This window comes from Flavobacterium sp. FlaQc-52, assembly GCF_044007495.1.
Taxonomy (GTDB): Bacteria; Bacteroidota; Bacteroidia; order Flavobacteriales; family Flavobacteriaceae; genus Flavobacterium; species Flavobacterium cupriresistens.
Genome location: NZ_JBIPCV010000007.1, coordinates 218,936 through 234,175, shown reverse-complemented (window position 1 = coordinate 234,175; position 15,240 = coordinate 218,936). Strand labels below are relative to the sequence as shown.

The 15,240-nt window shown below is 36.5% G+C and carries 9 protein-coding genes; 1 reads left to right on the top strand and 8 read right to left on the bottom strand.

Annotated features, from left to right (window positions below; translation table 11 throughout):
- Positions 1–45 precede the first annotated feature (45 nt).
- Complete coding sequence (locus ACHRV5_RS13985; RefSeq protein WP_395427175.1) at positions 46–651, top strand: hypothetical protein; 606 nt, start codon at positions 46–48, stop codon at positions 649–651.
- A gap of 140 nt (positions 652–791) precedes the next feature.
- Here the strand turns inward: ACHRV5_RS13985 and ACHRV5_RS13980 are convergent, their stop codons facing one another.
- The 8 genes from ACHRV5_RS13980 to ACHRV5_RS13945 form a co-directional block, all read right to left on the bottom strand.
- On the bottom strand, positions 792–2,189 hold the full coding sequence (locus ACHRV5_RS13980) for a RagB/SusD family nutrient uptake outer membrane protein (RefSeq protein WP_395427174.1): 1,398 nt from the start codon (positions 2,187–2,189) through the stop codon (positions 792–794).
- A gap of 10 nt (positions 2,190–2,199) precedes the next feature.
- Positions 2,200–5,190 carry a SusC/RagA family TonB-linked outer membrane protein gene (locus ACHRV5_RS13975; RefSeq protein WP_395427173.1) on the bottom strand — a complete coding sequence of 997 codons (2,991 nt, stop codon included), beginning with the start codon at positions 5,188–5,190 and terminating at the stop codon, positions 2,200–2,202.
- Between the two features lie 364 nt (positions 5,191–5,554).
- Complete coding sequence (locus ACHRV5_RS13970) at positions 5,555–6,952, bottom strand: RagB/SusD family nutrient uptake outer membrane protein (RefSeq protein WP_395427172.1); 1,398 nt, start codon at positions 6,950–6,952, stop codon at positions 5,555–5,557.
- A 10-nt stretch (positions 6,953–6,962) separates the two neighbouring features.
- On the bottom strand, positions 6,963–9,959 hold the full coding sequence (locus tag ACHRV5_RS13965) for a SusC/RagA family TonB-linked outer membrane protein (protein ID WP_395427171.1): 2,997 nt from the start codon (positions 9,957–9,959) through the stop codon (positions 6,963–6,965).
- Positions 9,960–10,279: 320 nt separating this feature from the next.
- Entirely contained in the window at positions 10,280–11,929 is a 1,650-nt protein-coding gene (locus ACHRV5_RS13960; RefSeq protein WP_395427170.1) for an arylsulfatase, read from the bottom strand.
- 30 nt (positions 11,930–11,959) lie between these two features.
- Positions 11,960–13,222: a YeiH family protein gene (locus ACHRV5_RS13955; protein ID WP_395427169.1), complete on the bottom strand. Its 1,263-nt coding sequence runs from the start codon at positions 13,220–13,222 to the stop codon at positions 11,960–11,962.
- 103 nt (positions 13,223–13,325) lie between these two features.
- Entirely contained in the window at positions 13,326–14,048 is a 723-nt protein-coding gene (locus ACHRV5_RS13950) for a thioredoxin domain-containing protein (RefSeq protein ID WP_395427168.1), read from the bottom strand.
- A gap of 9 nt (positions 14,049–14,057) precedes the next feature.
- Positions 14,058–15,158 (bottom strand): sterol desaturase family protein, encoded by a 1,101-nt coding sequence (locus ACHRV5_RS13945; RefSeq protein WP_395427167.1) that lies wholly within the window; start codon positions 15,156–15,158, stop codon positions 14,058–14,060.
- Between the last annotated feature and the right edge of the window lie 82 nt (positions 15,159–15,240).

Genomic DNA, 15,240 nt, shown 5'->3' with positions numbered 1-15,240 from the left:
ATGAATTACGATGTAAGATAGTGTTGATATTAAAGGGTAACATATATGAAAACAGTAAATATTTTAATAGTATTGATTTTTGTTTTTGCATTTTCGTCTTGTGAAAGAGACAAGGTAATTGAAAAAAAAAAGGTAGATAATAACAGCGATATAATTAAAAAAGAATTTAAAAGATCAAAATATTTTGATGAAGATAGAATTAAAGATGCGAAATACGCTGTAAAATATAAGGGAGATAAAGCTTCTTATGCTGAATTAGAATTATACTATGTATATAATGATTTGAAAAAAGAAGAAATTATTCCTTATACATTAATAATGGTCGAAAAATATCATAAATATGAATATGCATCTACTGCATTTATGAATTTATTAGAATTTTATACAGATGCAAAATTCACTTATGATGGAACGGATATTAGTTTATTACCTTATCTGAAAAATTTTAAAAAGTTAAATTTAGATCAGAAAAATTATTTAATATATTTTTTGAAAACCGGAGTAAAAAATGAAAACCTTGGATGTGTTCGTTATTTAGAAATATTAAATCGTGAAGGAATTGGTATTTCTCGGAATATTAAAATAGCAGATAGTTTAAAAAAGAAAGTAATACAATTGGAATACAAAAAACATTTGAGGGTAAAAAAATAAGGGCATATTAAAATGGATAGGCTTTCTGAAGTGTTTTCATAAAATTACGCTAACAAACGTCTTGCTATTTCAAGACAAGATAATTCATAAAAAAAACCATTCGCCGCAACGAATGGTTTTTTAGTTAAGATGTAATTTAGTTACTGACTATAACCCGGATTTTGAGTAATTAGTTTATTAGCATCCATTTCTGTTATCGGAATGGGGAATACTAATTTATCAGCATCAAACGGAAGCAAAGACGAGCCATCACCTTTATCACTAACATCAATAGAACCTTTTGTTCTTTTGATATCGTGAATTAAAAAACCTTCCATTGCGAGTTCAAGTTGACGTTCCAGTAAAATATCATTTAATGTTACTGCAGTTAAATTTTTGGCATTGGCTCTTGTTCTGAGAATGTTGATATCGTCGAGAGGTGTATTTCCGATGGCGGTTCCGGCCTGTAAATTGGCCTCGGCTCTTATTAAATACATTTCGGCCAGACGAATAATGCCAACATCGGCAAATTGATCGGTGTATTTTGAAGTTAGTATTTTTCCGTTCGTGGGATTTTCATAATTAAATTTTCCTCTGTCATCATTAGGATCGGTGAATTTAGCTAAGTAGGGATCTCTAATATAAAAATCACCGTTGCGACCTCCTCTGTCTTCAGAGGCATAAAATGTAACAGCGTCATTTTTACCGGTTTGTTTGGTGATTTGAATAGCAAATACATCTTCGGTTTTATCTGTATCGTGATTAAAGGCATCGGCATATTTAACAGATAACCCATGGCCACTGTTGGCAATGACATCATTTGCGGCATCTCTGGCTGCTGTATAATTGCTTTGTTGCAAATATACTCTGGCCAATAGTGCTTTTGCAGCGTATTTGTCGGCATAAAAATCATTTTCTGCGGGAAGATTGGTATAAGCGACATTTAAACCGTCAATAATAACTTTATAAACTTCATCTACCGTACTTCTTTCTTTAGAAAGATCAACACTAAAATCATAAATTGCTTTTGGTCGTATGACCACTCCTAATTGTGTATTGGCTTTGCCACTTTCATAAGGTTTTGCAAAGAAACGAACCAGATCAAAATAAGCTAAAGATCTTAAAAAGTTAGCTTCACCAATCATAATGGCTTTTCTTTCAGGATCTTTTACTTTATCGATGTTGTCGATAACCGTATTGGTGGCATTAATAATTTGATAACATTTGGCATAGGTTCCTTCAATGATAACATTATTGGCTAACATTGATTTGTTGTACATTTGACCTAATTCGCCATAAGTTCCCTTCCATCTCAAGTCAGTTGTAGCCGTTACACCGGTTACGCCAAGCAAATCCGCATAAAGTAAAATTCTTCCACCATAGGACTCTTTGTTTGCGGCCAATGCGTAGGTTCCTATCAGTACATTTGTTACTCCGGCTTCGGTGCCTAAGGTAACGTTTGCATCTCCTTTTTGTTTAGGTTCGATATCGAGTTCATTTTCGCAACTTGCATAAAACAACGCGAAAACGATCAGTAGGATTAGTTTATTTGATTTCATTTTGTAAGTTTTAAAAATTAATATTTACTCCTAAAGCCATTGTTCTTGCAGGAGGTGCTGAATAGAAATCTTCTCCGATTACGTTATCGTCTCTTCTTGCTTCGGGATCAAATCCTTTATAATTGGTGAACGTAAGTAAATTTACACCTGTAAAATAGAGTCTAAGACTGCTCAGTCCGGTATCCTTTATGGCTTGTTTAGGCAGTGTATATCCTAATGTAAGGTTTCTTAAACGCACAAAATCTGATTTGTCTAAATAACGAGTTGATTTCTGTGTACCATTTTTCCCTCCAAATCTTGCTTGTGGTACATCCGTAACATCTCCGGGTTTTTGCCAGCGATTTAACTGATCTGCCGTTTGATTGTCATAAACATCAGCAGCGGTAGATTGGTAAGAACCCGCATCGTTGTAAATACTGGCACCCCATTCTCCCTGAAAAGTAAAGGTAAAATCAAAACTTTTGTAGGTAATCGTATTAGTCATACCTGACATTAAAGTAGGGAACGGATTTCCAACGATCACTCTTCTTGCTTCAGCATAGTTACTTGTCATCTCTTTATTGAGAGTACCATCAGGATTTACAGTGTTTTTGAAAAAAAGAGCATCTCCGTTTTCTGAATTAACACCGGCATATTCAACTAAATAAAAAGAAGAGATATTGGCACCGGATCTGTTAATTGTATTACCTAACACAATGTCACTGTTGTTATTCGGCAATGATTTCACTTTTGATTGGTTGGTGGTCAGGTTAAAACTGGTGTTCCATGTAAAGTTTTCCTTTTCAATATTTTTGGTATTTAAAGTAAATTCAAAACCACTGCTTCTGATTGCTCCAATATTTTTATTGATAGAAGCTGCTCCCGAACTTATTGGAAGAGGAACTTCAAACAATAAACCATTAGTATCTTTTTGATAGTAGTCGGCCTCAAGCGTAATCCTGTCCCAAAAACGAGTTTCAAAGCCAAAATCAATTTGTGTAGATTTCTCCCAGGTCAGATTATCATTCCCCGTCTGATCGAAAGTTAAACCTGATTTTGCGTTATATGGATTTGTTTGGTATAACTGGCGTGAAGCAAAATTGCCTATTTCAGCATTTCCTAATTTCCCCCAGCTTCCTTTTAGTTTTAAGTAGGTTAAAACAGAATTGTCTTTAAGAAAGCTTTCCTGAGAAACAATCCAACCAGCAGAAAGGGCAGGGAAATAGCCAAATCGGTTGTTTTTACCAAATCGCGAAGAGCCGTCACGACGAATACTTGCTTTAAAGAGGTATTTGTTATTAAACGCGTAGTTTAATCTTCCAAACTGAGAAACAAAAACATAATCCGTTTCACTACCATGGCCTTCATTTACTTCGGCACCACCATCTATGGTATTAAAATTATCATTTGGGAAATAAATACTGTTTACATCCTGATATCTTCTGTGGTACTTATTATACTCCATACCGACAACAGCATTAAAACTGTGTTTTTCTGCAACAGTTTTATCAAAAGTAAAGTAGTTGCTCGAAATATAATTTTCGGTGTTTACGGAAGAGGCAAAAACGGCGCCGTCAGTAGCCATAAAAGGAGCATTTTTCCCTTCCCAATTATCTTCTGTTTGAGATAAAAGATCATAAGAGAAATCAGAATTGAATTTTAGAGAGGGTAAAAATTTATATTCTCCGTAAACTTTTCCTGTCACTCTTCTCATGATGGTTTTCCAGAACGTATTGTCTTTGGCTAAAAGATAATTTGAATATTCGGTATTAGGATTGGCACTACCGTCTGTTAATCGGGCAGGTGAGATTGGAGCTTGCGCTACTGATTGTAACGGAGTTGAAAAGGAATCATCATTTTGAACCCTGTTGATTAAGGATCTTGAAAAGCTTAAGTTCATACCCACCGTAAAATTGTCAAAAACTTTATGCGATAAATTTGTTCTAGCTGTTATTCGTTTTAAATCATTACTGTCAATGATACCTACCGTATTGTTGTAAGCTCCTGAAATGAAATACTTTGTTTTCTGATCGCCTCCCGAAAGTGAAAAATCTGCATCAGTCGTGTGACCGGTCTGAAAAGCAATATCCTGCCAATCGGTGTATGTTTGTCCGTTTCTCCAGTCTGAACCTTGAGATAAATTTTCTAATTCTTCCTCCACAGATTGCAGATCGTTTGCATTTCGTCCTGCCTCCAGTAATAATTCTACATATTGTTTAGCATTTAACCATTTCTTTTTATGTGTGGGTTCGCTAACCCCTTGTGAAAGGTTGATACTGAAAGTTCCTTTTCCTTCTTTCCCTTTTTTGGTGGTAATAATTACAACTCCATTAGCACCACGAGCACCATATATTGCTGCAGACGAAGCATCTTTTAAGACATCAATAGACTCAATCTCATTGGTACTTAAAGTAAGCAGTGGGTTGGTTGGCGCACCATTGCTGGACTCATCATCGGTAATTAACGGGATACCGTCTAGAACGTACAAAGGTTGTGTTCCGGCACTGATACTGGCCGCTCCACGAACTCTGATGTTAATTCCTCCATCTACTTTACCATTTGTTTGCGTGATTTGTACACCAGCTAATTTACCTACCAATGCATTTTGTACGTTGGCAACGGGTACTTGCTGGATATCTTTTGCAGTAACTCTGGCGATATTATCGGTTGAATTTTTCTTAGATTGGGTTCCGTACCCTACAACTACAACAGCATCAAGTTCATTTGAGATCCCCTGAAGGGTTATTTTCATTGATTTTGATGCCGGAATTTCCAATGTTTTCATTCCTACATATGAAACAGTAAGCGTTTGTCCTTCTTTTGCACTGATTGTAAATTCTCCATCAAAACTAGTTTGGGCAACCACTTGGGTTCCTTTTAAAACTATGTTAGCTCCGGGAATCGGTAATCCTGCCTTGTCAAAAATCTGCCCGGTTATTTTTACTTCCTGGGCGATTGTTATTTGGATGAATAAAATCAATAGCAGTGTTGCAAACCTTTTAAAATTTAGATCATTTTTCATGTTTATTTTATCTAAGATTAGTTTTGTAAACGTCTTGATTTTATGTTAATTAATCATAATGCCTTTATAAGTGTATTGAATGGATTTATTATTGTTTTAGTTGCAATAGACTAACATTTGTACAGAAATGATTGGTTTTTGTTGAAATTACATCGTTTTATTAATGGACTTAATTGCGTTTTATGCAGATCAAAACGCAATTAAAAAGAAGCCAAAAGGGGAAAAAATAAGGGAGTCTTGCTGAAGTATTTTATGAAAATTTTTGCAAAGAAACAGTTTGCTATTTTTAACGAGAATTCGTTTTATTCATAAAAAAAAACCATTCGTCGCAACGAATGGTTTTTTTAGTTAAAATGTAATTGAGTTACTGGCCGTAACCCGGATTCTGTGTAATTAGTTTATTAGCATCCATTTCTGCTATTGGAATAGGGAAAACTAATTCATCGGCATCAAAAGGAATTAAAGAGGTGCCATCAGCTTCATCGCTTATATCAATGGAACCTTTTGTTCTTTTGATATCGTGAATTAAAAAACCTTCCATTGCGAGTTCCAGTTGACGTTCGAGTAAAATATCATCTAAAGTAACGGCAGTTAAATTTTCGGCGTTGGCTCTTGTTCTGAGAATGTTGATATCGTCAAGAGGAGTATTTCCGATGGCAGTTCCCGCTTGAAAATTGGCTTCGGCTCTTATTAGATACATTTCAGCCAGACGAATAATGCCAACATCAGCAAATTGATCCGTATATTTTAAAGTTAACAATCGATCGTTTGCCGGATTTACATAATTAAATTTTGCACGATCATCATTGGGGTCTGTGAATTTAGCTAAATAAGCATCTCTAATAGAAAAATCACCACCACGACCTCCATTGTCTTCTGAGGCATAAAAGGTAACTGCATCGTTTACACCGGTTTGTTTGGTGATTTGAATGGCAAATACATCTTCGGTCTGATCAGTATCATGGTTAAAGGCATCGGCATATTTATTGGATAAGCCATGACCACTGTTTTCGATGACATCATGTGCCGCATCTCTCGCCGCCGCATAATTGCCTTGCTGTAAATAGACTCTGGCCAATAGTGCTTTTGCGGAATACTTGTCAGCATAAAAACTATTCTCTTCCGGAAGATTGGCATAAGCGAGATTTAAACCGTCGATAATTACTTTATAGACTTCATCTACAGTACTTCTTTCTTTAGAAAGATCAACACTAAAATCATAAATAGCGTTTGGACGAATTACTACTCCCAATTGTGTATTGGCTTTGCCACTTTCATAAGGTTTTGCAAAGAAACGAACCAGATCAAAATAGGCTAAAGATTTTAAAAAGTTAGCTTCGCCAATCATAATAGCTCGTTTGTCCGGATCTTTTACTTTATCTATGTTGTCGATAACCGTATTTGAGGCATTTATGATCTGATAACATCTGGAATAGGTTCCATCTATAATAACATTACTGGCTAACATTGATTTGATGTACATTTGTCTTAATTCGCCAAAGGTTCCTCTCCATCTAAAGTCAGTTGTAGCGGTTACACCGGTTACACCAAGTAAATCAGCGTAAAGTAAAATTCTTCCGCCATAGGCATTTCCGTTTGCGGCTATTGAATAAGTTCCTCTCAGTACATTTGTTACTCCGGCTTCAGTGCTTAAAGTAACGTTTGCATCTTCTCTTTGCTTAGGATCGATATCCAGTTCATTTTCACAACTTGCAAAAAACAACGCGAAAACTATCAGTATGATTAATTTATTTGATTTCATTTTGTAAGTTTTAAAAATTAATATTTACTCCTAAAGCCATTGTTCTTGCAGGAGGTGCTGAATAAAAATCTTCTCCAATTCCCTGATCGTCTCTTCTTGCTTCGGGATCAAATCCACTGTAATTTGTGAAAGTAAGTAAATTTACTGCCGTAAAGTACAATCTCAGACTACTCATTCCGGTGTCTTTTATGGCTTGTTTAGGTAAGGTATATCCTAAAGTAAGGTTTCTTAAACGCACAAAATCGGATTTGTCTAAATAACGAGTTGATTCCTGTGTTCCATTTTGACCATTAAATCGGGCTTGAGGTACAATGGTGACATCTCCCGGTTTTTGCCAGCGATTTAACTGATCTGCAGTTTGATTATCGAAATAATCAGCAGCAGTAGATTGATAAAGTCCTGCAGAGTTATAGATGCTGGCGCCCCATTCTCCTTGAAAAGTAAAGGTAAAATCAAAACCTTTGTAGATAATGGTATTAGTCATCCCTGACATTAAAGTAGGAAACGGATTCCCAACAATCACTCTCCTTGCTTGAGAATAGTCGCTTGTCATCTCTTTGTTGAGAGTCCCATCAGGATTTACAGTGTTTTTGAAAAAAAGAGCATCTCCATTTTCTGAATTAACACCTGCATATTCCACCAGGTAAAAAGAAGAAATATATTCTCCAACTCTGTTAATCGTATAACCACCGGCTGCTATTACGTCGGCACTGTTATTCGGTAAGGATCTTACTTTTGACTGGTTGGTGGTCAGATTAAAACTGGTATTCCATCTAAAATTTTCGTTTTCGATGTTTTTGGTGTTCAATGTGAATTCAAAACCATTACTTCTGATTTGTCCAATGTTTTTATTAATTGTTGCTGCACCGGAGCTTTTCGGAAGAGGGGCTTCAAACAATAAACCATCAGTATCTTTTTGATAGTAGTCGACTTCAAGAGTAATTCGGTCAAAGAAACCTGCTTCAAAGCCAAAATCAATTTGGGTAGATTTTTCCCAAGTCAGATTATCATTACCGGCCTGATCAAAAGTTAGACCTGATTTTAAGTTATACGGATTTGGTCGGTACAATTGACGTGAAGCAAAATTACCTATTTCAGCATTTCCTAATTTTCCCCAGCTTCCTTTTATTTTTAAATAGGTTAAAACGGAATTGTTTTTCAGGAAACTTTCATTAGAAATGATCCAACCGGCAGAAAGAGCAGGGAAGTAACCAAATCGGTTGTTTTTACCAAATCGCGAAGAGCCGTCACGACGAATACTTGCTTTAAAAAGGTATTTGTTATCAAAGGCGTAGTTTAATCTTCCGAATTGAGAAACAAAAACATAATCTGTTTCGCTACCATGGCCTTCGTTTACTTCGGCACCTCCATCGATGGTATTAAAATCATCGTTTGGAAAATAAATACTGTTTACATCCTGATATCTTCTGTGGTATTTATTAAATTCCATACCAATAACAGCATTAAAACTGTGTTTTTCTGCGATAGTTTTATCAAAAGTAAAGTAGTTACTCGAAATATAATTTTCTGTGTTTACTGATGAAGCAAAAACGGCTCCATCGGTAGCCATAAACGGGGCATCTTTTCCTTGCCAGTAATCCTCAGTTTGGGATAACAGATCATAAGAGAAATCAGAATTGAATTTTAAAGACGGTAAAAATTTATATTCAGCAAAAACTTTTCCGGTTAGTCTTCTCATGATGGTTTTCCAGAACGTATTGTCTTTGGCTAAAAGATAATTTGAATATTCTGTACTTGGATTGGCGCTACCATCTGCTAATCGGGCAGGTGAGATAGGAGCCTGTGCCACTGATTGTAATGGACTTGAAAAGGAATTATCGTCCTGAACTCTGTTGATTAACGATCTGGAAAAGCTTAAGTTCATACCAATCGTAAAATTGTCAAAAACTTTATGTGATAGATTTGCTCTCGCTGTTAATCGTTGTAAATCATTACTGTCAATAATACCTTCTGTATTGTTGTAAGCACCTGAAATGAAATATTTTGTTTTTTGATCGCCGCCTGAAAGTGAAAAATCGGCATCGGTAGTAAAACCGGATCGCAATGCAATATCCTGCCAATCGGTGTTTACTGCACCGTTTCTCCAGTCTGTACCCAGGGATAAATTTTCTAATTCTTCTTCTACAGATTCTAAATCGTCTACATTTCGTCCTGCCTCCTGTAGTAATTCTACATATTGTTTAGAATTCAGCCATTTCTTTTTATGTGTAGGCTCACTAACCCCTTGTGAAAGGTTGATACTGAAAGTTCCCTTTCCTTCTTTCCCCTTTTTGGTGGTAATAATTACAACTCCATTGGCGCCACGAGCTCCATAGATAGCCGCAGACGAAGCATCTTTTAAAACATCTATAGACTCGATTTCATTGGTGCTCAAAGTAAGCAACGGGTTCGTTGGTGCACCATTGCTGGACTCATCATCGGTGATTAACGGAATACCGTCTAATACATACAAAGGTTGTGTTCCGGCACTGATACTGGCCGCTCCACGAACTCTGATGTTAATTCCTCCATCGATTTTACCGTTTGTTTGCGTGATCTGTACACCGGCTAATTTACCTACCAATGCATTTTGTACGTTGGCGACAGGCACCTGCTGGATATCTTTTGCGGTAACTCTGGCAATATTATCTGTTAAATTCTTCTTAGATTGGGTTCCGTATCCTACAACTACAACTGCTTCAAGTTCATTTGAGGCATCCTGAAGGGTTATTTTCATTGATTTTGATGCTTCAATTTCCAACGTTTTCATTCCTACATAAGAAATGATAAGAGTTTGTCCTTCTTTTGCATTGATTGTAAATTCTCCATCAAAACCAGTTTGGGTAACCACTTTGGTTCCTTTTAAAACTACGTTTGCTCCGGGAATCGGTAATCCTGCTTTGTCAAAAATGTGTCCAGTTATCTTAACTTCTTGAGCGAGTGTTACTTGAATGAATAATGCAAATAACAGTGTCGCTAACCTTTTAAAACTTAAATCAATTCTCATGTGGTATTTTATTAAGATTAGTTATCTCAAATATCTTAATTATATGTTAATTAATAACAATGTTTTAGTAATAAAAATAACAAATAATCTAATTATTGTTTCATTTATAACATTTGAATTGAAATAGTTGTTTTTTGATAAAATAAAGTAGTTTTATTAATTGATAATTGAATTATTTTCTTTTTAACTAAAAAATTAGTTTTTATTTTGTTTTTAATTAAAAAATGTAAAATATTATAGGTTGTAATTGAAATTTAAAAGGCGATTGTTTAACACAATCGCCTTTTGTTTATAATTGTTTAAAATATCAAAAAAAACAATTATTTTTTTAGTGCTGCACCACCGGGCATCAGCTCTGTTTTTAGTTTGAATTTGCTGTATTCGACAACTCCTGTTCGGTCAGCCCATTCAAAATAAGCTGCCGAAAGTTGGTTTACAATTCCCGCATTTTGTTGGGCAACATTAGTAGTCTCGCCTCTGTCGGTTTCTATATTGTAAAGTTCCCATTCGTAAGACGGATAGGTAGAAACCAGTTTCCATTTGCCGTCTCTTACGGCTCTGTTTCCTGCTCTTTCCCAGAACAATGGTGTGCCTCTATCGACCTGCGAAACATTATTAAATAAAACAGATAACAAACTACTCCCAACCAAAGGATTTGTCGTCACACCATTATATGCTTTGGGATATTCTATTCCGGCCAGTTCGTAAAAAGTAGGAGCGAGGTCAATAATGTGTCCTGTTCCTTTATCGATTCTTCCGGCTTTTATTTTTGAGGGATACCAGGCAATAAAAGGGGAACTAAATCCACCTTCGTGCATGTTGTTTTTATATTGTTGTAATGGGGTATTGGATAAATAGGCCCAGTTTTGTTCCTGATAATCAAAAGAACCCGAAGTTCCAATTGGTCCATCGTTTCGGACTAAACCTCTTCCTAAAGGATTGTAGGTATTGAAACCGCCTTGGGCTCCATTATCAGATATGAAAATAATCAAAGTGTTTTTGTCTTTTTTTAACGCTTTAATCTTCTCCAGAACTTTGCCCACATTCTGATCCATATTATCAACCATTGCGGCATATACTTCCATTTTGGCTTTCCAGAATTGTTTTTCGTCGTAAGTTAGTTTGTTCCATTCCGGAACTTCGGGATCTCTTGGTGCTATGGTCTGATCTGCGGGTAAAATACCGTTTTCTTTTAGTTTTTGAATTCTTCGGTCTCTTAACACATCCCAGCCTTCATCAAATTTGCCTCTGTATTTGGCAATATCAACAGGTTTTGCCTGCAAGGGCCAGTGTGGAGCCGTAAACGCCAGATACAAAAAGAAAGGTTTGTTTTCTTTGTTTTGTTCGTCCAAGAAAGTAACCGCATTATTCCCAATCTCATCCGTAAAATAATAAGAATCATCTTTTGGATGTAATTCTTCGTTATTTCGAAGCAATTTCACCGGATAAGGTTTTTTTCCGAAAGGCAGCGGCTTGGTGTCAAAGTAGCTGGCAGCACCTTTTAAGATACCGTAAAATTTATCAAATCCTCTCTGGTTAGGCCATTGTGCCTGATCTTCAGAACCGACATGCCATTTTCCGGATAAGAGGGTACTGTAACCTCCGGAACGAAAAACCTCTCCAAGCGTGAGAGACTCTTTGTTTAAATACCCTTGATAGGCGGGTAATCCTAAATTCACATCAAAAAAACCTACACCGGCTTTGTGCTGGTATTGACCTGTTAATAACGAAGCTCTGGTTGGCGCACAAATCGAGTTGTTGTAAAATTCACGCAGTCTTGTTCCTTCTTTTGCCAGTTTATCAAGATTTGGCGTTTTTATTTCCGAACCATAATTTCCCAAGTCAGAATACCCCATATCATCGACCATGATCAGGATTATATTGGGTTTTGAAGCTGCTGTTTTACTTTGCGCCTGAACTAAAACTACCGATAGAAACAGGAGTGGTAGTAGGGTTGCTATTTTTTTCATGCTGTTTTTGTTTAAAATTGGAATCTAAATTTACTTATTGAAAAGCAAAAATGCAATTAGGAGTGTAATGATAATATTGAATAATTGTGCAATCAGAAAAGCGTACAGCGGTTTTTTAATGGTATTGCTTAGTAAATCTTTGAAATTGGTTTCCAGACCAATACTGGTAAAAGCCAAAGCAAACCAAATCCCTTGTAGATTTTTCAAACTGTCTTTTACCTCGTTTCGAATTTCCGGAGCAATCAGGAAGGAAAAAAGGAGGGAGGCAGCAATAAAACCAATTACGAATTTTGGGAAACGTTGCCAAATTACGCCTAAAGTTGGTTTAGAGATTTCGGTATCAGATTGTGTATTGTCGTTATACGTCCAATAAACTGAAATGGCAAAAGCGGCTAATCCTAACAATACGTTTTGCGAAAACTTTACAATAGTACTTATTTTTAAAGCAGTTTCGCCAACCAGTGTGCCGGAAGCGGCAACAGCCCCCGAAGTATCAATGCTTCCGCCTAACCAAGCTCCGGTTACTTCTTCCGGAAAGTCGAAATATTTGGCAATAATCGGCATAAAAATCATCATTGGTACGGCCGTTACCAGTACAATCGAGATGACATAGGACAGTTTTTTGGAATCTCCTTTTATCGCACCCGAAGTTGCAATGGCAGCAGAAACGCCACAAATAGAAACCGCACTCGAAATCATCAGAGCAAGTTCGTCATCTATTTTTAGTTTTTTGCAAAGCCAAAAAGCAAAGTACCAAACCGACAATACCACCAGTAATGCCTGAAATAATCCTAATGATCCCGCTTTAAGAATATCGGAAAAAATAACACTGGTGCCTAATAAAACCAAACCTATTTTCACAAAGACTTCTGTCGAAAGTGCGGCACGAAACCAGTCCGGAAGTTTGAAAAAATTACCAATGGACAAACCGAGAATCAGACTAAAAATAACGGCTTCTAAATTGAATCCTTTCAAAACAGAATTTCCGGCAATAATTAAAGCAATAACGGTCAGTAAATAGACTAAAGGAAAAACAATTAAGAAGTTTTTGACCGATTTCCCAACGAGAAAAACACCTATGGTTCCTATAGAAATGAAATATAAAAACTGCAATAGAAGAATTTGAAGATTGCCGAAATCAAAAACATCGTCTTGTAAATCGGTCAGATTCGACCATTTGAAAACGGGCACTGAAGGAAGGAAAATAAATAGGGAGATCCCAATGATTAAAAATCCTAAAATGACGACGGTCCAGTCTTCGTGAATTGTGAATTGTTTTGTTTTAACTGACATGTAAAGATTTTATTTGAAAAATGAAAACCAATAATAGGAGATGTGGTCGCTATAATGGTTTTCATTGAATACGGTTTAAACGGCTGTTCTAATTGAAATTGGGTTAGTTTAAATTGTTTGCCAAAGCCAAATCAACTTCCTTTTTCAAATCAGCAGAGCCTTCTTTTTTAAAGGTTATTTTCCCGTTTTTGTATAAGATCAGAGTAGGGAAAACTTGTATTGTTTTTAAATCAGCAATTATCTTCGGGCTGTCTTCGAGTTCAATTTCTACAATTTTTAAATTTTCGCCATATTGGGCTTTCAGAGTTTCCAGAACCGGTTTGACTTTTTTACAAGCACCGCAATATTTGGATCCGATATCAACTAAAACGGTCGTGTTTTCTGCGATGATTTTTTTGTATTCACCAAGTGTCAACTTACTTTTTGAACTGGTATAAAAAGGTTTTCCGGCACCAATCCAACTGGCAATTCCACCTTCTAAACTATAGGCTTCCTTAAAGCCATTTTTTAGTAATTCGTCTGCAAGAGCCGCACTTCTTCCGGCTCCGATGGAATAAATGAATACCGGTTTTGATGGATCTAAGTGGGCCACATATTTGGCGTAATTTTCGGATTGAAGGTTTAAGTTGACGGCACCTTCGATATGATTTAAAGCAAATTCTTCCGGACCTCTCGCATCAATTAGCTGTGGATTCTTTTGGCTTTTAATTTTAGAATAAAAAGATTCTAACGGAACGATTGTCTGACTCCGATTCTGAGAAAAACCAGCAATTGTAATTAGAAATACAATTGCTGTTATACGGCGTTTTATTGTTTTATTTTTCATGGTATTTTTTTAAGATTCAACATGCTCATAATAAGCAGGACCGGCCGGTGCTGGGACATTAGAAGGAATATTAACATTACTGTAGTTATTCACTTTTTGTGCAAGGGGAGCAGCAAAAACGCCATCGGCCAAAGCACTTCCTTCTTTTTTAGATTTGAAAATTGGCCAAAGAAACTGGGCATACCATTCTTCTTGTTTGTACGATTTCATTCCATAAGACTTCGGAAATTTGCGAGTGATCAAACCTGTTCCGAAGATGATGTCCCAAAGAAAAAACATATTGCCAAAGTTGCCTTTAAAATGACCAACACCATCGCCACTTGTGTCAGCATGATGTGCGTGATGTGTGGCAGGAGTCGAAATAAAACGTTCTAAAATCCAGGCAATCGGATGCAATATTCTGTATTTGTAAAAAGGTTTATCCCAGGCAATACTGGAATGGGCGCCCAATGTGATAAAACTTTTTATAACCGTAACAAACAAAGCCGGCAATCCTAAACCTAAAAACGTTAAGGTCGCGGTCAGATAAATTTGTGAAAAGAAAACGGTATAAATAAAATTCTGTCTCGATGCCATCGCCATTCCCATGTAGGGAGCTGAGTGGTGTGTTCTGTGAAAACGCCATAAAAACGGGACCTGATGATGCAAACGATGGTACCAGTATTGCGTTAAATCATCGGCTACGGCAATCAGGAAAAAGCCACCCCAAAACGGAACCCAGGAAAGCGTGTTTGCTAAATTGGGAATTAGAAAAGGCAAAGCGGTTAAACTGAAAAACGCAATTACAGGAGGTAATAGCAGTTTTGGAGCCAAAAAACAGATGATGTCTACTTTACGTTCTTGTCCTGTCCATTGATCGTCATACAGACCCGCAGCGAATTCGATAACGCCCAGTATAAGCATGAAAACGATTAGCCCCCAACTGCGGATGTTGGCAAAGACCGGCTTTGCAAATTCTAAAAATGAAGGCAGCGTAAGGTGTGACTCTGCTATGATACCATTGTTTAGTTTGAAATATAAATAAATGGCCACTACGGGCAAGCTGTATATAAAAAGACTGATTCCAAAGTCTCTTGCTAAGTTTTTTTGTGGATTGTGAATGACTCCCATGATTTTTTATTTTAAAAGTTGATTTACTAATGCTAAACCTCCAGCCAAAATGACTAGTGGTACTAAAAATACAATTGCCCCA